The sequence below is a fragment of the Streptomyces sp. NPDC029169 genome (assembly GCF_055563935.1).
Genome location: NZ_JBVHXA010000011.1, coordinates 184,573 through 204,331 on the forward strand (window position 1 = coordinate 184,573; position 19,759 = coordinate 204,331).

A 19,759-nucleotide genomic window follows, 5' to 3' on the forward strand; every position below is an offset into this window, starting at 1 on the left:
CCCCCCCCCGCCCCCCCCCCCCACGGAGCGTCAGATCAGCTGCAGGTTTCCTTGAGGGGGAAGTCGGCCGTGGTCGCCTTACCCGGCAAGACCTCGACCGATCGGGTCTGCGGCTCCCAGCCGTCCTTGGACGCAGTCACCGTGAGCGGGTTGTTGCTGACGTCGAGCCAGAACACGTACTTGCCGTTCCGGTCGGTCCTCAGCGTGTAGCTAGCCTTCCTCACGGTGATCTGCGCGGTCGCTCCGATCAGTGGCCGCGACGTGCCGTCGCAGCCGACCCCGGTGACCGTCCCGGTGATCTTTCCCCAGGTCCTGGGCGGGTTCACCGTGAGCGTCACCGTCACCGGCACGATCTCGTACGGGGTCTTCGCCTTGACCGTGAGCTGCGCGGCGAACGTGCCCGGCTGGGTGATCTCGTTCGCGTTGAGGCTCACGTTGACGTCAACGCTCTGGCCCGGCTGGATCGTCACCTCGGTCATGTCCACCGAGAGCCAGGGGACATCGGCCGAGCAATAGCCGGGGAGCAGCTCCGAGTTCTTGGTCGCGGACCACCTTCCGGTCCTGCCGTCTGAACCTCCGATCTTGTAGAAGCCGCAGGCGGAGCCGCCGCGGTAGACGGTGTTGTTGGAGTTGGGCAGCGCGGTCCAGGCATCGGAACCCGGGTCGTAGGCGAAGCCCCGGTTGGTGATCGTGGTGAGGCCGTTGGTCACGCCGCCGGACACGAGGAGCTTGCCGTCTGCCGCCGAGTAGCCCATCGCCCACAGGTCGATCGGCAGGTCAGCGACACGAGTCCATGTGGCGGATGCCGGGTCGTAGCTGTAGGCGTGCTTGGTGGAGGTACTGCCCGACGACCCGCCCGCGCAGTACAGCTTGTTCGCGATGGCGCCGCAGCCGAGGAAGCTGATCGGTTCGGGGTAGGGCGTGGCCGTACTCCAGGAGTCCGACGCCGGGTCGTACACCTGGACAGCCGTCTTGTAGCAGCCCTGCCTGCATCCGCCGATGTTGTAGATCTTGCCGCCCAGCTCGGCCACGCCGGCGCCGGCAACCGGATTCGGCATGTCTGCGCCGATGGACCAGGTGTGGCTCACCGGATCGTAGATCTCGGTCTTGGCCACCGTGTTGTACGCATCCCAGCCACCGAAGACGTAGATCTTGCCACCGTAGACGGCTGCCTGCGCCGTCAAACGGGCGGCTTTCATGTTCGGCAGGGCACTCCACGCCCGGTCGATCGGGTCGTAGACATATGCCTTGGTCGAGCCCTGCGTGTGTCCATCGTGTCCGGCGAGCGAGTAGACCTTGCCGTCGAGGGTCACCACGGCGTTGTCCATGACCGGCATGGGGTAGTCGGCCACCGTCGTCCACGACTCCGCGTACGGCGTCACCGACGACTTGGCCCCCACCGTCTGCGTGGTCTTGCCGGGTCGGAACGGTCCGGGCCGGTAATCTCCCTTCACTTCGTGCAGCGGAGCACCCTGCTGCGCCGCGGCCGGCTTGTAGCCGCCCTGCGACTCACCGATCTGGGCGGTCACCGGGGCGGTTCCGGTGTTCTTCAAGGTCACGGTGGAGCTGGCCTGGCCCTGCCAGCCGACGGTCTTGCCGAGCTGGGCCGAGCTGACCTCGATCCGGGGCGCGGCCAGGGCGAACGTGCCGTCCGTTGCCTTGTCCGGGGCCACGTTGACGGTCATGTCCTGTGCGCTGTAGGCGCTGTAGTGGATCCTCCCCGTGCCGGTGAACGTGCGCTCCCCGGTGAGCGAGGAGAACATCCAGTAGAAGCCGTCGCCCAGGTTCGGGTCGTTCGGCGTCGCCACCGCGGTCGTCTTCTCCGTGGGTTGGTCGGCCGACGTCACCGTGGCGCCGTTGATCCCGGCCCCGGTGTTCTTGTCGGTCACCTGGCCGACGACCAGGCCGCCCGGTGCCGGGTCGCACGTGCGGTCGCCGAGGAAGACGTCGTCGACCTGCCACCACCACCCAAGGCCGGCGGTGAAGTGGAACCTCACCTGGACGTTGGCCTTGCCGGCGGCCTGGGGCAGTTCCACGAGCTCGGTCTGCGGCCCCCGGGCGCTGTCGGTGGTGTGGTGCCAGACGGTGTTCCACGTCTGACCGCCGTCGACGCTGAGATCGACGTCCCCGGTCATGCCTTCGAAGGCGCGGTAGTCGGTGCGGAAGGACACGATCGGGTGGGTTCGCTGGCTGAAGTCCATGACCGGGCTGATCAGCGAGCTGTCCTGCTTGTTTCCGTAACCGTATTTCGCGCTGTCGAGGGTGGCGAAACTGCCGGACCCGCCGGTGAGGTTGCCGCGCTTGCCGGGGTCGTTGAACACCCAGGTCTGGCCCTTGCCGACCTTGTCGTCGACGGTCCAGCCCGACGGCGCTGTGGTGCCGTCGAACGACTCGGTGGTGCCGGTGTAGTGGCGGTTGTACCCGGCCGCGGTGCAGGTCGTCTGGTCGACCGGAGCGTTGACGTCATGCGTCACATCCGCTGAACCCACCTGCACGTCTTGAGAGTCCCGCCGGTAACCCGGATACAACGGGTCGGCCTGCAGGGTGTAGGTACCGGAGACGGGCACGCTCAGCGTGTACTTGCCCGTCTTGGGGTCGGTGTAGGCGACCGCCGTCGGGTCGTCCTTGACCCGTACCGTCGCATACAGCGGCCAGCCGTGTTCGGAACCGTCATGGACCACACCGGAGACGTTCACGCGCGGCTTCATGGTCAGCGCGAAGTTCTCGGTCACGGTCTGACCGTCGCCGATGGTGACATCCGAAACGGTCTTGGTGGCGTACCCGAACTTGCTCGCGCTGACGTCAAACGTTCCCGCTGGCGCGATCAAGGTGTAATGCCCCTGCTTGTCGGTAGTCGCCGTGAGATCACCGACCGTGACCTTGGCCGAAGCCAGCGGAGTGGTGCCATCGGTGACGGCACCCGTGACGATGCCGCGCGGCCCGGAACGGAACGACTCGACGTTCATCAGCAGGTTGGGGGAACCGGTGCCCGGGCTGGTCACCACTCCGGTGGTGGCTGAGGAGGTCAGCGCTTCTGCGACCTGCGATGGGGTGGCGGCGGGGTTGTCCGCGAGGTAGAGCGCTGCTGCTCCGGCCACGTGCGGGGACGCCATCGAGGTGCCGGAGATGGTGTTGATGGCGGTGTCGCCGGTATGCCACGTAGATGTGATGGACGATCCGGGCGCGAAGAGATCCAGCGTGCTGCCATAGTTGGAGAAGCTGGAGCGCGCGTCCGTGTTCGTCGTCGAGCCGACGGTGATCGCCTCGGTCACGCGGGCCGGGGACACGGTGCCGGCGTTGGTGTTCTCGTTGCCCGCCGCCACGGCGTAGGTGACGCCGGAGGCTATGGAGTTGCGGACAGCGGTGTCCAGCGCCGTGTTGGCACCGCCACCGAGGCTCATGTTGGCCACCGCGGGCTTGACGGCGTTGGCGGTCACCCAGTCCACGCCCGCGACGACGCCGGAGATGGAGCCGCCGCCGTTGTTGTCGAGCACGCGTACCGCGACGATCTTGGCCGCCTTGGCCACACCGTACGACGAGCCCGCGACCGTGCCGGCGACGTGCGTGCCGTGGCCGGCGCCGTCCGCGGCGATGTCGTCGCCGTCCACGGCGTCGTACCCGTAGCTGGCGCGGCCGCCGAAGTCCGCGTGGCTGATGCGCACACCGGTGTCGATGATGTAGGCCGTGACTCCGCTGCCCGCCGTACCCGCGTAGGTGTAGCTGCTGTCGAGCGGCAGGGCTCGCTGGTCGATCCGGTCCAACCCCCAGGAGGGCGGGTACGGCTGAGTGCCGGTCGGGCCGGTGGCGGTCGCCTTGACGACCGCGTCCTGCACGACCGACTCCACGGCCGGGTCGGCGGCGAACCGCTTGGCCTGCTTCTCCGTCAGCTCGACGGCGTAGCCGTTGAGCGCGGTGGTGTAGGTCTTCTTGACCTTGGCACCGTACTTGGCGGCCAGCGCCTTGCCCTTGCGCGAGTCGGCGTCGGCACCCTTGCCCAGGATCACGATGTACCGATCCTTGATGGCACCGGGCGCGCCCGCATTCTCGATCGTGCCTTCGGCCTGGCTCGCCGCCGTCGCCGCCGTCGCCGCCGTCGCCGGCAGCGCCGGACCGACGCCGAGCGTCAGGGCCGCGACGGTGACCGCGGCCGCGCCTCTGAGGGTGCGCCGGGTACGTGAAATCCTTGGCATCAAAGCTCCTCTGCGGCGAGGGCGAGCGCCACGTTCAGCGCGCAGAGGTGTCCGACCGTCGTGATCAAAGCGAGCGGACGCGACCTATAGAGGGATGGTGGCGTGGAGGGGGGATGAGACATGTACAGCTCTCTCCTACAGAGATGCAAACCCGAATCGTGAATTCCTAAATCAGGCAGATCTCGGCTCACTTCTTCAGCTGCGACTCGTTCCGCGGTGCAGCGTGCCGTAGTACGGACTGGCGTCCATGACCACGAGGGAGCTCGAGACCCTATGCGGCTTCTTCCGACCGGATGGCGTCGACCGCGATCATGTTGGGCTTCCCGTCGCCGCCATAGTCCAAGGCAGATTCCAGCACGTGCTCACGGAACGCGAGAATATGTTCATTGCCGTGCTTCCAGAATCTGGATCGACCGGACGGGGCCGGCGCTTTCCAGCCCCGAGGTGGTGCTCGGGGACACGAGGGGTTCGACACGACACGGTGCACGAGACTTTGTTCGTCCCTTCTGCCGGATGACAGGTTCGCGCGGACTTTATGGCCGGCGGCACAGCTCCGTCATCGGTCGAAAGTCGAGACGATCCCAGCGCCGGCCCGACGAATGTCGAACCATGCAGACGCCCGGCGTCTCGACATCCCCCTGGACACGCAAAAACACCCGGCCGGGACGACTGCCCCCGGCCAGGTGTGCCCAGCGACCTATGGCCCCGGCCAACTTGGCAGCGCGGCCCGAGCGGGTCGGCCGCCATCCTCACCCCCACCCGCGTCCGCCGAGAGTGGCGGCACTTCCGCTCGAAGGTCGCCCGGCATGCGGCAGCCACCGCAAGTGGTGGGCCATGCCGGCCATGCGTCAGGCCCCCGTGCAGTGGCTGAGCGTGATGCCACTGCACGGGGGACCTGACCGGGAGTCAGTTCGGCAGAGTGCTCGGGTCAGTCGCCCAGCGGGTGTGGGCCTCGGCGCTCACCTCGAAGGACAGCGAGCCGCCTCGGCGCGTGAACGAACCGTCCACCCAGGGGGAGTCGTGCTTCTCGCCGTCGACGTTCACCGAGTTCACATACCGGTTGGTGTCGGTTGCCTGTGACAGGGTCGTCTTCGTACGCCTTCCCGCCTCGTCGCGGATCCGGACCGTGTCAGGGCCGGCTGAGGATGGTGCAGATCTCGCCCTCGGAACAGGTCTCGGGATCGGTCACCGCAGCCCGCCGGGCCAGCTCCCGAAGCTCCGTGCGGGCCTCGCGCAGCTCGGCCATCCGCCGGTCGATCTCCGCCAGATGCTGGTCGATCAGCGCACCGACCCGGGCGCACGGCGCCTGCCCGCTGTCCCGCAGAGTGAGCACGGAGCGGATCTCGGCGAGGGTCAGCCCCGCCGCCTGGGCATCGCGGATGAAACCGAGCCGGGCGAGTGTCTGCTGCGGATAGTCGCGGTAGCCGCCGGAGGTACGCGGCGGCGCGGGAAGCAGTCCGGCCTGCTCGTAGAACCTGATCGTCTTGGTGGTCAGCCCTCCCGCCACCGCCAGTTCGCCGATACGCATACCTCCACGCTAACGCCTTGACCTTCCAGCGCGCTGGAAGGTCTACGGTCGGAGCGACAGGCCAGGGACCGGGAGGACTGCGGACATGCGGATCACGATTCTGACGGTGCCCGACTGCCCGAACGCACCGGTCGTACGCGAGCGGATCACTGCTGCGCTCGGTAGCCAGAGCGCCGAGGTGGAGCTCATCGAAGTACGCGAGGACGCCGAAGCCGCCCGCTGGGGCATGACAGGCTCGCCGACGGTGCTCCTCGACGGCGTCGACCCGTTCGCGGTGCCCGACGCCCCGACGAGTGTGTCCTGCCGGCTCTACCGCGATGCGGACGGCCGCGCGGACGGGGCCCCCAGCGTCCAGGCTCTGTGCCAGGCGCTGTCCGGCACGACTTCCGTCCCAGCCGCCGAGGGACTGGAGTGCTGCGAGGCGGATCTGCTGGATCCGATCGGCCGGGCCCGCCGCGGTCGACGCGCTCCGGCCGAACGCGGACTGCGCGCCGTCCACCAGGCGGTGCTGCGGCACTTCGCCACCCACGGCATGGCACCACAGCCGGCTGCACTCGAACCCGTAGCCGCCCCAGCCGGCCGCACAGCCGCAGACGTACTGGCCGAGCTGGACCGCGAGGACTTCCTGGCCCTCGACGAAGAGGGGCGGATCCGGGCCGCCTACCCGTTCTCGGCGGTCGAGACCCCGCACCGGGTCCGGTTGGCGAGCGGAGTAGAGGCGTGGTCGATGTGCGCCGTCGACGCCCTGGGCATCAGCGCCATGCTCGACGGCCAGGACGTACGGATCTCCTCCTCCGACCCCGTCAGCGGGCAGCCGGTGACCGTTACCTTCGCCGGCGGCACCCCGTTGTGGGAACCTGCGGACGCGGTCGTGTTCATCGGCCGCCGCGAAGGCAGCGGGCCCGCTGCCGCGGTGTGCTGCGACGTGCTGAACTTCTTCACCTGCCGCACCACGGCCGGGCAATGGCAGCGAGAGAACCCCGAAGTCAGCGGCCGGATCGTCAGCCAGGACCGCGCGGTGCAGATCGGGAAGCAGACCTTCCGTCCGCTCCTCCAGGACGACTGATCACAGCAGCGGCCGGGTGAGAGACCGCCCCGGAGCGGGCATCATCCAAGCCCGGGTGACGAGAGCGGGCAGGCCATGACGAACGCGGGCCCCATGGACCGGCAGGCCGTGTACGACGACTACGAGCGCGCCCGCCAGACCTTTCACCGGCTCCTCGACACAGCCTCGAGGGACGACCTGGCCCGGCCCACCGACGGCACCAAGTGGACCAACGAGCAGCTGCTATGGCACATGCTCTTCGGCTACATGGTCGTCCGGGCGCTGCTGATCCTCGTGCGCGTCTTCGGCCGACTCCCACGCCGGGCGAGCAGGGTGTTCGCGCGGGTGCTTGACGCCGCCACCGTGCCGTTCGACCTGGTCAACTACCTAGGTCCGTGCGGCGCGGTGAAGGTCTACGGGCCGCGCCGCATGGCCGCCGCCTTCGACCGGGTCACCGGCTCCCTGGAACGCCACCTGGAGAAGGAGTCCGAAGCCGACCTGGCACGCGGCATGCACTACCCCGTCCGCTGGGACCCCTTCTTCCAGGACTACATGACCCTCGCGGACGTCTACCGCTACCCGACCCAGCACTTCGACTTCCACCGCCGCCAACTCACCTTCGGCAGCGGGAACGTCGACTGACCTGCGGACTCGGCTCTCCAACAAGACCACGTCCCGCCACATGCTGTGGTGGCGACCGACACGCTCACGGGGTGCCGATGACCCGGAAGCCGGCCTGCTCGTGCACGGCGAGACTGGCCGTGTTCTCCGGGAAGATGCCGGACTGGACGGCCCAGATCCCGGCCGCCTCGGTGGACTCGACCTCGAAGGTGGCGTTGCCCTCGTCGATGCCGCCCTGGTAGATCGCGACGACCTCGTCGGCGTGCGCGGCGGTCAGCGGCACGACGACGGTGGTCGCGATGGTCACGCCACGGCCGCCTTGGTGAGGAGCGTGCCCATGGCGGCGAGGACGGCGGGCTCCACGCGGTAGTAGACCCAGGTCCCGCGCCGCTCGGAGGAGAGCAGCCCGGCCTCCTTGAGCTTCTTCAGGTGGTGGGAGACGGTCGGCTGGGAAACGCCGACGTCGGAGATGTCGCATACGCACGCCTCGCCGCCCTCGTGCGAGGCGACGGCGGAGAAGAGCCGCAGCCGGACCGGATCGCCCAGCGCCTTGAACATGACGGCGGTCCGCTCGGCCTCCTCCGCCGTGAGGGGTCGCTCGTTCAGTGGCGGGCAGCAGGGCTCGACGGTGGGCTCCAGCAGCGGCAGCACCTTCACATTCGACATACGTCTATGTTGACACATGTCGAACCAAGAGCCCAGGGGGCTACGCCCGGCGCAGCTGCTGGGCCAGCCGTCGTGCGGCGCTGCGGGGCGTCACTGCCGACGCCCCGCAGGGATGTCGACGGCAGGTGGCCGGGCCCGACTGGCCGCCACCGATGACGGCGACGTCGACATGCTCCACTGGATCAGCCTCCAAATTGATGAATGTCTATGTTGACGCCTATCGATACAGGTGCCATGCTGAGAGCGCAAGAGATCGACGGACGTCGAAGCAAAAGGGGAATCGTCATGAACGCCACCGCCGCCGAGCAGCTGCCCGTCGTGGTCATCGGGGCCGGCCCCGCAGGTCTGGCCGCCGCCGCCCACCTCGTCGACCGCGGCCTGGAGCCCTTGGTCCTGGAGGCTGGTGCGCAGGCGGGTGCGGCGGTGCGCGACTGGGCGCACGTCCGGCTGTTCTCGACCTGGGGCGAGGTGACCGACCCGGCCGCCGAGAAGCTCCTTGCCCCCACCGGCTGGGTCAAGCCGGAAGCGGGCACCTACCCGACGGGCGGCGACTGGGCCGAGAAGTACCTCCAGCCGCTTGCTGACGCCCTCGGTGACAAGGTGCTCCTCGCTGCCCGGGTGACCGGCGTCTCCCGTGTCGGACGCGATCGGATCGTCGACGCCGACCGCGAGACCCAGCCCTTCACCGTCCGCATCCAGCACGCCGGCGGCCGAGAGGAGCGGATCCTCGCCCGCGCCGTCATCGACGCCTCCGGCACCTGGGCCGTCCCCAGCCCGGCCGGCGGCGACGGGCTCCCGGCCCTTGGCGAGCGCGCAGCGGCCGACCGCATCTCCTACCGTGTCCCCAACCTCAAGGACCCTGAGGTCCGGGCCCGTTACGCGGGCAAGCGCACCGCCGTCATCGGCTCCGGCGCCTCCGCCTTCACCGCGCTCGCCTCCCTCGCCGGCCTCGCCAACTCCGAGGACGGCTCCGGCACGCACGCCACCTGGATCCTGCGCAGGGGCATCTCCGGCTCGACCTTCGGTGGCGGGACCGCCGATCAGCTCCCCGCCCGCGGCGCACTCGGCCTCGCCGCCAAGGCCGCGGTCGACGAAGGCCACGCGGATGCCGTCACCGGCTTCCGCACGGACGTGATCGAGCGCGAAGGAGAGCGACTGGTCCTGGTCTCCGAGGACGGCCGCCGCCTGGACCCGGTCGACGAGGTCATCGTCCTCACCGGTTTCCGCCCCGACCTGTCGTTCCTCGACGAGCTCCGCCTCGGCCTCGACGAGCGCCTCCAGGCCCCCGTCGAGCTGGCCCCGCTCATCGACCCGAACCAGCACTCCTGCGGCACGGTCTACCCGCACGGCGTGAAGGAGCTGTCGCACCCGGAGCAGGGCGTCTACCTGGTCGGCATGAAGTCCTACGGTCGCGCGCCGACCTTCCTCGCCCTCACCGGGTACGAGCAGGTCCGCTCCGTCGTCGCCGCGATCGCCGGCGACCGTGAGTCTGCCGAGCGCGTCGAGCTGGTCCTGCCGGAGACCGGTGTCTGTGGCGGTGCCGGCCTCTTCGACCAGCCGCAGACCGAAGCAGCGGCCGACGGCGGTGGCTGCTGCGCGGCCCCGGCCACACTCCAGATCGGCGTCGGCGCCCCGGCTGCCTCCGGCGGCTGCTGACCCTGCCCCACCCACCGACAGCAGGAGGACCGTGATGTCCCGCATACAACTCGCCCTGCGTGTCCCGGACCTGGCGGCATCCGTCGCCTTCTACACGAAGCTCTTCGGCGCCGAGCCGGCCAAGCTCCGTGACGGGTATGCCAACTTCGCCATCGCGGAACCGCCGCTCAAGCTCGTCCTCATCGAAGGCGCCGCTGACGAGGACACTCGCATGGATCACCTCGGTGTAGAAGTCGACAACTCCGAGGCCGTCCACGCCGCGACCACGCGGCTGAGCGAGGAAGGACTGGCGACGGCTGAGGAGAACAACACCAGCTGTTGTTACGCCGTCCAGGACAAGGTCTGGGTCCATGGCCCCGGCCGCGAGCCGTGGGAGGTGTACGTCGTCAAAGCCGACGCCGACACCCTGGCCGAGCAACAGGGCAGCACATGCTGCTCCAGCCCGGCCACCGCTGAGACCGATGCGCGCGAACCAGTCACCGTCGGCAGCTGCTGCTGACCTGTAATGACCGACCTTCACACCCGCGGGGCCACGACCGGAACAGGGGACCGGTCACGGCCCCGCGCCGTGCTGCCCGCGCTGGGGAATCGTCTACTACGCCTTCCCCGTCCTGAACCCCCAGATCACAGCCGACACCGGCTGGTCCACGGGCATCACGATGGCGGCGTTCTCGCTCGCCCTGGTCGTCTCCGGCGTCGCCGGAATCCGTGTCGGCAGGATCATCGACCACCGCGGACCCCGCACGGTCATGACCGCAGGCTCTGCCGTCGGCACCCTGAGTCTCGTGATCGTGGCCCTGGCCCCCAACCTGCCGGTGTTCTTCGCCGGCTGGATCCTGGCAGGGCTCGCCATGGCCGCCACCTTCTACCACCCCGCGTTCGCCGCGGTCACCCTCCCCCAGACTCCGTCCGGGGGGACCCCCAGCATGCCGCTGCCCGATTGGGCTCTGCCGCACATCGACACCACTGATTTCACGGACGATCCCCTTTACACCGTGGCCGGGGACGACGAAAGCAATCACAAATACCCGATCGACCTCGCGAACCAGGAGGCCATGGTCGGGTCGCACGTCGTGGACAAGCACGTGGGTAAGACGGACGAGCAATTGGAGCAGCGGCTGAGGGACCAGCAGATCGTCAGGCCCAACGGCATCCGGCCCGAGGCCGTTTCGTCCTTCGAGAACCTCGCGGACGCCCAGCGGTATAGTCAGGCGGCTCTGGACGAACCGTCGAATCAAAGGAAGATCGACAATTGGCTCGCGGGCAATCCCGGGCCGAACTCGTCGCGCTTCTCCTGACGACGAACGACACCGTGGGACGGTCGTGGGACCGGGGCGACACCGCAGCGCGTGATGTGACCAACGTGTAGGTCGTCCTGCGGCCCAACCCGGGGAGCACGCCGCCGTTCGTCGTGCTCACCTCGATGCCCACCGATAAGACCCAACACCCGTAGTGCACTCTTTGGACATGGGGACACAGCCCGTGAATCAGATCGACGAAGCCTCGTGGAGCCGTTCCCTGCGGGCGCTGTTCGGGGACGGCATGTTCGCGGCCGTGGGCGGGCGGCGGCGCGATGACTGGCGCATGGACGCCCTCGACGTCCTGCAGTTGCGGACGGACGATCCGCGTGGCTGGCCGAGGCTTGCCGTGGCGCCGGAAGGAGGTGACTACGGGACCGGACCGGAGAATCCGTTCAGCGCTGTCACGCCGGGCGACTTCAACGGAGTTTTCCCCGTGTCCCGCGCGGGGGCGGAACAAATCCTGGTCACACTCCAGGGGGATTGGTTCCAAGTGGAGGACATCCCGGATTTTGCTGCGCGAGAGGCGGAACTCACCTCCCACGCGAACGTGATCCTGAAAAGGTTCGGAGCCGACGCGCTGTTCTTCACCAACGCGGCGACGGCACGCGAGGATCCCCACGCCGACATGTTCCGCCGAGAGGGTGTTTATGAGGGCTTCACCGGCCACGTAATGGACTGTGGTGTAATCGCTGTCTCCGCCACGGAAGTCGGCATCTTCTGGGGCTTTACGATCGACTGAGGATTTCCCGTGCGTACCCGTTCCGCCACCTATCCCGACCGCGCGACCGCACAGTGGTGTACCCAGCAGGTCGTCACACGCAACGAGCAGGCCGTACACCGCTGGCTGGCCCAGGGCACGCGCCCGAGGCTCAGCATCGAGGCCGCCTGGCCGTCCCGTGAGGAGCCCGTCGGGCGCGTGTTGCTGCAGGCGATGATGCTCGTCGGCCGCGAGCCCGTCGATGTGCGGGCCGCACGGGTGACGCTGCGGCGAGGAGCGTCGGTCCGCACGGCTTCGTCGTGCACGCCACCTACCCGATCTGCCTCTGAGGGTGCCGTAGTGTCCATGAAGCCCCTTGAGTTCGACCGCCGGTATGGCGAACTGGACGTCGTCGTCACAGCCTTCGTCGGACAGCACCCGAAAGTCCGGACCGGACCTGCCGCCGCCGGCCCTTCAGGCCTACCTCCGGCACACCTGGCACACCAGGCCCTGGGTGCTTTCCGTCGCCGAGCAACAACTCCGGGAGTACGCGCGGAATCCGCCCGGCGCCTGCGGCTGCGCATCGGCGAGTACTTCCTCAGCTGACGGCGTCGAGGAGCAGTCTTGCTGCCAGCATCGCCCCGTCGGTGCGGACCCTGCCGGCCACGGCCTTCGCCCGGCTGCCGGTTTCTGGGTCCAGGGCTCTCTTGAGCGCGGCCGACAGGGACTCGACCGTCGGAACCGGGCCGTCGTGCGCTACGCCGATGCCCAGCTCGGCCACTCGGGCCGCCCAGTACGGCTGGTCCGCCAACTGGGGCACCACCACCTGCGGAGCGCCGGCCCGGGCGGCCGTCGTCGTTGTACCCGCACCGCCGTGGTGCACGACGGCAGCCACTCGTCCGAACAACTGCTGATGGTTGACCTCGCCGACGGCGAAGCAGTCGTCCCGGTCGTCGATGAGGCCCAGTTCCGCCCAGCCACGCCCGACGAGGACCCGGCGGCCGTTCGCGCGGACCGACTCGATGGCCACCCGGGCCGCCCCCTCACCCGCGCGCACGGCCATACTGCCGAACCCCACGTACACGGGCGGCGCGCCGGCATCCAGGAAGGCCACCAGCTCCGCCGGTAGCGGCCGCTCGTCGGGCAGCACCCACGCGCCGGTCTGTACGACGTCGAGGTCCGGCGTCTCCAGCCACGGGTCCAGTACCGGATCCGTCGCCAGCCACGGCCGGTCACCGAAGCCGTAGTCGCGGACGTTGTCCACCGGGGGCAGGCCGATCGACGCCCGGCTGGTGTTCAGCGCCTCACCGAACAGCGCGTTGATGCTCTGGGCGTCCAGCTCCCACAGTGCCCGGTTGTCGGTCACTTCCGGCGGGAACGGCCGCCCGGGATATGCCAGCGGCGGGCGTTGCGGCGAAGGCAGGGTCAGCTGCTGGAAGATCGCGGACACGTAGCCGATGCCCAGCTTCTCGGCCACCGACCGCGCACCGGCGATAGCCGGCATCGCCCCCGTCGCCACCAGCACGTCGCACCCCTCTGCCGCCGCGGGCATCACCTGCAACTGACTGGCGATCAGTTCTGCCGCGCGCTGCGGCAGATTGTCCTTCGACGGCGGCGGAGCCGCCGTCGTCAGCGCGCGTGCCGACTGCCCGACACCCACCACGGACACGCCGACCCCGGCCAGCCGCTCCGCGAAGTCCTCGTCCGGCGGCGCGCACACCCTCACCTCCGCGCCGAGCTCCCGCAACCGCACCGCGAGCCCCACCAGCGGTTCGACGTCCCCACGCGACCCATACGTCGACAACAGCACACGCACTTCGTGAATCTCCTTTTTCTGTGGTCTGAGCGATCAGCAGTGTCTCTTGAGTCACCGAGCCCAGGGCAGTTCACGGGTGCCCTCGGTGCCGGGAACGGAGGCGACCCCGTCGGCGGGCATCGAGACGTGGGCCTCGGCCTGTTCCGGGGCGTGGATCCGGCGGAGGCGGCCCGGCGGCAGGATCAGGGTCTGGCCGGCCGTGACCTTCTCCGTACGGCCGCCGCAGGTCACCTCCAGCGCGCCCGCGGTGACCGTCCAGACCTGCTCACGGCTGATGGAGTGCTCGGGGCCGGTGGCGCCGGCGTCCATCGTGACCGTCCAGGTGCTGAGTTCGGTGCTGCCGCGGCTGGGGGCCGCCAGACCGGCCATGGTCGCGTTCGGGGAGATGGTGACGTGGTCGGTGGAGGGCGTGATCACGATCACGGCGGCGCTCTCGTCGTTGTCGGCCGGATCGGCGGCGTCGGCGGCGTCGGTGGCCGCCCATTCGACGAGCTGGACGACGACACCGTTCGGGTCGGTCATCTGGAACAGCCGCTCGCCCCAAGGCTCTTCGCGCAGCGGCATGGTGATGGGGGCGCCCGCCGCGCGCAGCCGGGCCTCCTCCGCCGCGAGGTCGGTGACGGTGAGCGCCAGGATCAGACCGGCCGCCCGCTGGTCGCGCTGCTCGGGCGGGAGGACGTCCGTACCTCCGCGGAGCAGGACGACGTCGACGGCGGCGTCCCCGCGCGTCAGGGACACGAAGCCGTCGTCAGCCATGGCCACCTCGTAGCCGAGGTGGGTGCACAGGAACTCGCGGGAGGCGTCCACGTCGGCGACGGTCAGGGAGAGGGTGGAGGAGGAGACGTTCATGACAGCACCTTCGCAAAGTGAGTGATGGTGAGGCCGGAGTCGAAGGACCGCGTGCCGACCGGGACGAAGTTCGCCGGGGTGAAGGGGCCGTCGAACAGGGGGATGCCGGATCCGAGGACGATGGGGTGCCGCTTGATGATCAGCTCGTCGATCTCGTCGCGCAGGACGGCCGCCAGCTTGCCGCCGCCGCACAGCCAGATGTCCAGGCCGTCCTGCTGCTTGAGCTCGCGGACGAGCTCGACCGGGTCGTCGACGACGGTCACCGCCGGATCGGGGCTGGTGAGCGTGCGGGAGACGACGTACTGCTCCAGGTGGGCGTACGGGCTGGTCCACCCCAGTTTCAGGCCCGGGTCGTAGGTCGCGCGGCCCATGATGACGGTGTCGAACCGTTCGGCGGCCCGGTCTGCGATCCCCAGCGGCGCACGTGCGGGCGTGGGCATCGTTTCGGGGAAGTCGGCCAGGATCGCCGCGGCCTCCTCGCCCTCGAAGGGGAAGAAGTCGTACTCGCCGTCGGGACCGGCGATGTAGCCGTCGAGGGTGGCGGCGATGTAGTAGGTCAGTCTGCGCATGTGGGTGCTCGTTTCTTCGAGATGGATCAGGTCGTGGGCAGGTCGAGCTGGAACTCGCGCGTGCGCCGGTAGGAGCGGAACCCCAACCGGTGGTTGACGGCCAGCATGTGGACGTTGTCGTCGGCGTTGTCCGTCTCGATCTCGACGACGCCGGGGTGCTCGGCGCGCAGCCGCCGCACCATGGCGGCCTTGACCCATAACCCGAGGCCGTGGCCGCGGTGCGCGGGCACGACCGCGGTGTCGTACTGCTGGGCGCGCGGCGCCGAGCCCTGGGGGATCAGGATCTCGGTGTAGCCGGCCATGGTGCCGTCGTCGTGGACGGCGGCGAGGGTCAGCAGGGTGTCCCCGCGGTCGGCGACCACCTGGGCCATGGCCCGTACGCGGTCGGCGTCCCACGCCGCGTTGCCGTAGTCCAGGTCTCCGACGGGCATGTCGTTCATCGCGTTCTTGGCGGCGGCGAAGGCGTCGGCGAGGTCGTCGGGAACCGTTCCGGTCCAGCCGGTCAGACGGTAGCCGGGGTGCTCGGCATCGGCGATCCGCGGCAGGTCGGCCTCGGCCGGCTCGTCGAGGCGCAGGATGAGGTGATCCAGGGTGAGTGCCCGGCGGAAGCCGTGGCGTTCGCTGAACGCCTCGCCCGGGCTGTCGGCCGCGGCCGCGGCGATCAGGCTGCGCCGGTTCTCGCTGCGGCAGGCCGCGACGACCGCCGACAGCAGGAGGGAGCCGGTTCCCAGGCGGCGGTGTGCGGGGGCGACGTGGAGTTCCAGTTCGGCCAGGTGCTCCTGGCCCGGGGAGGTGAACACCCGCAGGCCGGCGATTCCGACCGGGACGCCGTCCGCACCGGTGGCAAGCCAGGTCAGCCGGTGGCTGCCCAGAGCGGGCCCGGTGAGCTGGGCGTGGATCTGTCCGGGGTCGGGGGTCGGCGCTCCGGGCAGGTCGTGGGCCGTCGAGGCGGCGACGACCTGATGCCACGCGATGGCTTCGGCGGCCGAAACGTGCTGGAGCGGATTGACGTGTACTGATGTGGGCAAGGTGATGGCCTTCGTGGTCGAGTCGGTCGTACTTCGGGACAGCGCGAGGGCGTGCTCGCGTTCGCGTTCTTTCAGTCGGTGTGGCGCACGAGCGGCCAGTCGATGTCGACACGGGCGGCCGTGGCGAGGTAGTTGGTGAACACGTTGAGAGCGACATGGGCGATGACCTCGACGATCTGCCCGTCGGACAGCCCGGCGCGCCGGGCCGTGGCCAGCTGCTCGTCGGTGACGGTTCCGCGGTCACGGACCATCACGGCGGCCAGCTCCAGGACAGCGGCGGCCCAGGGGTCGTCGGCCTTGCCGCGGCGCGCGCGGGTGGCCTCGGCCGCACTCAGCCCGGCCGTCCTGGTCCCGCGGAACGCATGCACGGACAGGCAGTAGTCGGACCCGTTCTCCTGCGCCACCAGCAACGCGATGCGCTCGCGCACGTCCGCCGACAGGGTTCCCTCCGCGCTCAGGGCGGTGACGACGCCCACGTACCCCTTCAGCACGGGCGGGCTGTTGGCCATCACCCTGGCGAGGTTGGGGATGACCCCCAGGGCCTGGTGTGTGGCAGTGAACAGAGCTGCGGTCTCACCGGTCGCGATCTCCGGTTCGACGGTGTGGAGTCGTTGCATGCCGGTAACCCTGCCGGTTGATCTTGATACATTCCCGATGCTTCTTCGATGCACGCAACGGTGACCCCTGGAGTGACGGCATGCGGTTCACGATCCTCGGTCCGGTGGAGGCCGTTGCTCCCGGTTCGGACGCGCCCGGGCTGGCACCCCGTCATCGCGCGGTACTCGCCTACCTGTTGCTGCATGCCGGGGTCGCGATCAGCACGGATCGCCTGATCGATGCGATGTGGGGGCCGCTGCCGCCGGATTCCGCCCGCGCGCAGATCCAGACCACGATCGCCGCGATCCGACGGATGCTGCGCGCTTCGGAAGCCGACCGGATGCTGGCCACGCGGCCGGCCGGGTACGTGATCAACCCCGAGCCAGGACAACTCGATCTGGACGAGTTCACCAGCCTGATCTCCAAGGCACCGGCCGTCTCCGACGACCCGGGGGACACCGCGGACCGGATACGTGCCGCGCTGGCGGTGTGGCGGGGAGAGCCGCTGGCCGACATCACCGCCCATTACGTCCAGAGCGCCAGAGCACGTCTGAACGGGCAGCTGCTGACCGCCGTCGAGCGCCTGGCCGAGGTGGAACTGGCCCGGGGGCGGCACGATGACCTCATCGACGAACTGTCCGTCCACGTGGCGGCCAACCCCTTGCGGGAACGGCTCTGCTGCCAGCTGATGCTCGCCCTGCACCGAGCCGGACGCCAAACCGACGCGTTGGAGGTGGCAAGAACCTTCCGGGCGACCCTGGCCGAACAGCAGGGACTGGACCCTGGCCACGCGTTCAGCAAGCTCGAACAGGACATCCTGCGGGACGCCCCCGATCTGCGGCCGCCGGTCACCGCGCCGCCGAAGCCGCAGGGGATCAACTTCCTGCCGTACGACGTCCCGGACTTCACCGGACGCGAAGGCGAGCTCGACGGGCTGATCCGCCTGTGGTCGGGCAACAACGGGGGTGTCGTGACGATTTCGGCGATCGACGGGATGGCCGGGGTCGGCAAGACGACGCTCGCGGTCCATGCGGGGCACCGCCTCGCGGACCAGTTCCCGGACGGACAGCTCTTCATCGACCTGCAGGCGCACACCGCCGGCCAGGCTCCCCTCGACGCCGGTGCCGCGCTCGAGGTCCTCCTGGGCCAACTCGGCTTGCCCGCCGCACACATACCCGCGTCGGTCGCCGATCGCGCCGCGCTGTGGCGGTCCGAACTCTCCGGCCGTCGCGTGCTGGCCGTGCTGGACAACGCCCTCGGCGCCGACCAGGTACGCCCGTTGCTGCCCGGAGCCTCCCGCGCCCTCATCCTGATCACCAGCCGCCGGCGGCTGACCGACCTGGACGGGGCACACGCCCTGTCCTTGGACGTGCTGCCCGCCGCGGACGCCGAGGAGTTGTTCACGGCGATCGTCGGCGAACGGGCGGCCGCCGAACCCCTGGCCGTCCTCGACGTCCTGCAGTTGTGCGGATTCCTGCCGCTGGCCGTCCGCATCGCCGCCGCCCGCCTGCACCATCGCCCCCGCTGGACCGTCGCCTACCTGGCCGACCGCCTCCGCGACCAGCGCCGCAGACTCTCCGAGCTGGCCACCTCGGAGCGGGGAGTGGCAGCGGCGTTCACGCTGTCCTACCAGCAGCTGACTCCGGATCAGCAACGCATGTTCCGGCTCCTGGGGCTCCAGCCGGGCCGTGACATCAGCCCCGAGGCGGCATCCGCGCTGGCCGACCTCCCGCTCGAGCAGGCCGAGACGCTCCTGGAAGACCTCCTGGACGCCCACGTCCTGACGCAACATCAGCTCGGCCGCTACACCTTCCACGACCTGCTGCGCGAACACGCCCTCGCCACCGCGGCCGAACAGGAACCCCTGGGCGCCCAGCGCGAGGCTCTCGGCCGACTGTTCCACCACTATCTCCACACCGCGAGCACGGCCATCGACCACCTCTACCCCGAGGGCAAGAACCGCAGGCCACGCATCCCCGCGCCGGATACCCCAGCCTCGCCCCCACAGGACGAGGCCGAGGCGATCACCTGGCTGGACAGCGAACGCGCGAACCTCATGGCGTCCGGCCAGTACGCAGCCGAGCACGAGTGGCTCCCGCACACCAGCCAACTGGCCGCCACCTTGCACCGCTACCTGCTGGGCCACGCCCACCAGGCCGACGCGCTGGCCCTCAGCGGCCTGGCACTGCGAGCCGCCCGCCGGAGCGGCGACACAGCCGCCGAAGCCCGCACGCTCATCGATCTCGGCCAGGTGCACTTCTGGTGGCACGGCGCCTACGAGCAAGCGGCCGAGCACTACCGGCACGCCCTGGACCTCGCGCGCGAGATCGGCGACCAGGGCGCCGCGGCCGGCGCACTCCATGCCCTCGGCGGCGTCTCCATGCGGCGGCGAGAATACGACCAGGCCCACGACCAGTGCGCGCAGGCCCTCGTGCTCTTCCGCGAGCTCGGCGACCGCGGTGGCGAAGCCCGATGCCTGACCGCCCTCGGCATCGTCCACGAACGCCAAGGACGGTACGAGGACGCCCACGAGCACCATCGGCAGGCGCTGCACGTGTACCGCGAGACGGGATCCCGCATCGGCGAGACCGTCGTGCTGAACAACATCGGGCTGCTGTACCAACGACAAGGCCGCTACGACGAGGCCCGGCGCCATCACCGCCAGGCCCTGGAGCTGAGCCGCAGGTTCGACTTCCCCGGGGACGAGGCCGAGTCGCTCAACGCCCTTGCGGAAGCCGCCCGGTCCATGGGCGACCTCGCCCAGGCCGCGACCGAACACGACACCGCGCTGACCCTCGCCCGCGAGTTCAGCTACCGCCCCGAGCAGGCCCGCGCCCATGACGGCCTGGCGCACGTCCACCGCGACCTCGGCCGCATCGACCTCGCCCACGAACACGCCCGACAGGCCCTTGACCTCTACACCGCCCTCGCCGTCCCCGAGGCCGACGAGATCCGCACCTTTCTCACCGGGCTGCCACCGACCGCGAACGAGCCCGATGGTGCCCCCAATGAGTGCGTGGTGATCTTGGAGCCGGTGAAGTAGGGGGCCTTGCCTGTCGGCTTCGACCGGTTCGGTGGGTGGGGGAAAGCCAGCAGCGGGGGGGGGGGGGGGGGGGGGGGGGGGGGGGGGGGGGTTGTGGGGGGGGGGGGGGGGGGAGGGGCCAGGGGGCTGGGGTTTTCTCTCTCAGGTTTTGTT

The 19,759-nt window shown here is 69.7% G+C and carries 16 protein-coding genes and 4 pseudogenes; 9 read left to right on the forward strand and 11 right to left on the reverse strand.

The features are described from left to right. Positions 1-35: 35 nt before the first annotated feature. The 4 genes and pseudogenes from ACZ4VI_RS21760 to ACZ4VI_RS21775 all read right to left on the reverse strand — a co-directional run bounded on the left by ACZ4VI_RS21760 (position 36) and on the right by ACZ4VI_RS21775 (position 5,718). Positions 36-2,567 (reverse strand): Kelch repeat-containing protein, encoded by a 2,532-nt coding sequence (locus tag ACZ4VI_RS21760; RefSeq protein WP_468001509.1) that lies wholly within the window; start codon positions 2,565-2,567, stop codon positions 36-38. Between the two features lie 72 nt (positions 2,568-2,639). Next, positions 2,640-4,190, reverse strand: a pseudogene (locus tag ACZ4VI_RS21765) (S8 family serine peptidase); the annotation flags it as partial. Between the two features lie 906 nt (positions 4,191-5,096). Then, positions 5,097-5,243: a hypothetical protein gene (locus ACZ4VI_RS21770; protein ID WP_468001426.1), complete on the reverse strand. Its 147-nt coding sequence runs from the start codon at positions 5,241-5,243 to the stop codon at positions 5,097-5,099. A gap of 76 nt (positions 5,244-5,319) precedes the next feature. Then, positions 5,320-5,718, reverse strand: a complete 399-nt coding sequence (locus ACZ4VI_RS21775; RefSeq protein WP_468001427.1) for a heavy metal-responsive transcriptional regulator — start codon at positions 5,716-5,718, stop codon at positions 5,320-5,322. A gap of 85 nt (positions 5,719-5,803) precedes the next feature. Between ACZ4VI_RS21775 and merB the strand changes: the two genes are divergently transcribed. Then, entirely contained in the window at positions 5,804-6,784 is a 981-nt protein-coding gene (gene merB / locus ACZ4VI_RS21780) for an organomercurial lyase (protein WP_468001429.1), read from the forward strand. A 75-nt stretch (positions 6,785-6,859) separates the two neighbouring features. After that, the gene (locus ACZ4VI_RS21785; protein WP_468001431.1) at positions 6,860-7,405 is read left to right on the forward strand and encodes a DinB family protein; all 546 of its coding nucleotides are present in this window, start codon (positions 6,860-6,862) and stop codon (positions 7,403-7,405) included. 9 nt (positions 7,406-7,414) lie between these two features. Here the strand turns inward: ACZ4VI_RS21785 and ACZ4VI_RS21790 are convergent. Further along, positions 7,415-7,691: pseudogene (locus ACZ4VI_RS21790) on the reverse strand (GNAT family N-acetyltransferase); the annotation flags it as partial. Continuing rightward, the gene (locus tag ACZ4VI_RS21795) at positions 7,688-8,050 is read right to left on the reverse strand and encodes an ArsR/SmtB family transcription factor (RefSeq protein ID WP_468001433.1); all 363 of its coding nucleotides are present in this window, start codon (positions 8,048-8,050) and stop codon (positions 7,688-7,690) included. The pseudogene ACZ4VI_RS21790 and the gene ACZ4VI_RS21795, both read right to left, overlap by 4 nt. A gap of 285 nt (positions 8,051-8,335) precedes the next feature. On the opposite strand from ACZ4VI_RS21795, the gene ACZ4VI_RS21800 reads away from it, so the two are divergent. The 6 genes and pseudogenes from ACZ4VI_RS21800 (at position 8,336) to ACZ4VI_RS21825 (ending at position 12,054) form a co-directional block, all read left to right on the forward strand. Further along, a complete protein-coding gene (locus ACZ4VI_RS21800; RefSeq protein WP_468001435.1) occupies positions 8,336-9,706 on the forward strand; it encodes an NAD(P)-binding domain-containing protein in 1,371 nt (456 codons plus the stop codon). Between the two features lie 34 nt (positions 9,707-9,740). Next, a complete protein-coding gene (locus ACZ4VI_RS21805; RefSeq protein WP_468001437.1) occupies positions 9,741-10,205 on the forward strand; it encodes an ArsI/CadI family heavy metal resistance metalloenzyme in 465 nt (154 codons plus the stop codon). 6 nt (positions 10,206-10,211) lie between these two features. After that, positions 10,212-10,599 (forward strand): annotated as a pseudogene (locus tag ACZ4VI_RS21810) (MFS transporter); the annotation flags it as partial. A 162-nt stretch (positions 10,600-10,761) separates the two neighbouring features. After that, positions 10,762-11,004: an RNase A-like domain-containing protein gene (locus ACZ4VI_RS21815; RefSeq protein ID WP_468001511.1), complete on the forward strand. Its 243-nt coding sequence runs from the start codon at positions 10,762-10,764 to the stop codon at positions 11,002-11,004. A 184-nt stretch (positions 11,005-11,188) separates the two neighbouring features. Further along, a complete protein-coding gene (locus ACZ4VI_RS21820; RefSeq protein ID WP_468001439.1) occupies positions 11,189-11,746 on the forward strand; it encodes a hypothetical protein in 558 nt (185 codons plus the stop codon). A 9-nt stretch (positions 11,747-11,755) separates the two neighbouring features. Further along, positions 11,756-12,054 (forward strand): annotated as a pseudogene (locus tag ACZ4VI_RS21825) (RNase A-like domain-containing protein). A gap of 248 nt (positions 12,055-12,302) precedes the next feature. Here the strand turns inward: ACZ4VI_RS21825 and ACZ4VI_RS21830 are convergent. The 5 genes from ACZ4VI_RS21830 to ACZ4VI_RS21850 form a co-directional block, all read right to left on the reverse strand. Continuing rightward, positions 12,303-13,520 (reverse strand): glycosyltransferase, encoded by a 1,218-nt coding sequence (locus ACZ4VI_RS21830; protein ID WP_468001441.1) that lies wholly within the window; start codon positions 13,518-13,520, stop codon positions 12,303-12,305. A gap of 51 nt (positions 13,521-13,571) precedes the next feature. Further along, positions 13,572-14,369: a VOC family protein gene (locus ACZ4VI_RS21835; protein WP_468001443.1), complete on the reverse strand. Its 798-nt coding sequence runs from the start codon at positions 14,367-14,369 to the stop codon at positions 13,572-13,574. Further along, positions 14,366-14,938: a dihydrofolate reductase family protein gene (locus tag ACZ4VI_RS21840; RefSeq protein WP_468001445.1), complete on the reverse strand. Its 573-nt coding sequence runs from the start codon at positions 14,936-14,938 to the stop codon at positions 14,366-14,368. The genes ACZ4VI_RS21835 and ACZ4VI_RS21840 overlap by 4 nt, the downstream gene beginning before the upstream one ends. Before the next feature lie 26 nt (positions 14,939-14,964). Then, on the reverse strand, positions 14,965-15,966 hold the full coding sequence (locus ACZ4VI_RS21845; protein ID WP_468001447.1) for a GNAT family N-acetyltransferase: 1,002 nt from the start codon (positions 15,964-15,966) through the stop codon (positions 14,965-14,967). A 71-nt stretch (positions 15,967-16,037) separates the two neighbouring features. Then, positions 16,038-16,583, reverse strand: coding sequence for a carboxymuconolactone decarboxylase family protein (locus ACZ4VI_RS21850; protein ID WP_468001449.1), 546 nt, complete (start codon positions 16,581-16,583; stop codon positions 16,038-16,040). An 80-nt stretch (positions 16,584-16,663) separates the two neighbouring features. Here ACZ4VI_RS21850 and ACZ4VI_RS21855 point away from each other — a divergent pair, with 80 nt between their 5' ends. Then, positions 16,664-19,606, forward strand: a complete 2,943-nt coding sequence (locus ACZ4VI_RS21855) for an AfsR/SARP family transcriptional regulator (protein WP_468001451.1) — start codon at positions 16,664-16,666, stop codon at positions 19,604-19,606. Positions 19,607-19,759: the final 153 nt, after the last annotated feature.

What these genes read in the sequence shown, in the direction of transcription:
- ACZ4VI_RS21775 (WP_468001427.1), bottom strand. Translation starts at nt 5,718, where the DNA reads ATGCGTATCGGCGAACTGGCGGTGGCGGGAGGGCTGACCACCAAGACG.
- merB (WP_468001429.1), top strand. Translation starts at nt 5,804, where the DNA reads ATGCGGATCACGATTCTGACGGTGCCCGACTGCCCGAACGCACCGGTC.
- ACZ4VI_RS21785 (WP_468001431.1), top strand. Translation starts at nt 6,860, where the DNA reads ATGACGAACGCGGGCCCCATGGACCGGCAGGCCGTGTACGACGACTAC.
- ACZ4VI_RS21795 (WP_468001433.1), bottom strand. Translation starts at nt 8,050, where the DNA reads ATGTCGAATGTGAAGGTGCTGCCGCTGCTGGAGCCCACCGTCGAGCCC.
- ACZ4VI_RS21800 (WP_468001435.1), top strand. Translation starts at nt 8,336, where the DNA reads ATGAACGCCACCGCCGCCGAGCAGCTGCCCGTCGTGGTCATCGGGGCC.
- ACZ4VI_RS21805 (WP_468001437.1), top strand. Translation starts at nt 9,741, where the DNA reads ATGTCCCGCATACAACTCGCCCTGCGTGTCCCGGACCTGGCGGCATCC.
- ACZ4VI_RS21815 (WP_468001511.1), top strand. Translation starts at nt 10,762, where the DNA reads ATGGTCGGGTCGCACGTCGTGGACAAGCACGTGGGTAAGACGGACGAG.
- ACZ4VI_RS21835 (WP_468001443.1), bottom strand. Translation starts at nt 14,369, where the DNA reads ATGAACGTCTCCTCCTCCACCCTCTCCCTGACCGTCGCCGACGTGGAC.
- ACZ4VI_RS21840 (WP_468001445.1), bottom strand. Translation starts at nt 14,938, where the DNA reads ATGCGCAGACTGACCTACTACATCGCCGCCACCCTCGACGGCTACATC.
- ACZ4VI_RS21850 (WP_468001449.1), bottom strand. Translation starts at nt 16,583, where the DNA reads ATGCAACGACTCCACACCGTCGAACCGGAGATCGCGACCGGTGAGACC.
- ACZ4VI_RS21855 (WP_468001451.1), top strand. Translation starts at nt 16,664, where the DNA reads ATGCGGTTCACGATCCTCGGTCCGGTGGAGGCCGTTGCTCCCGGTTCG.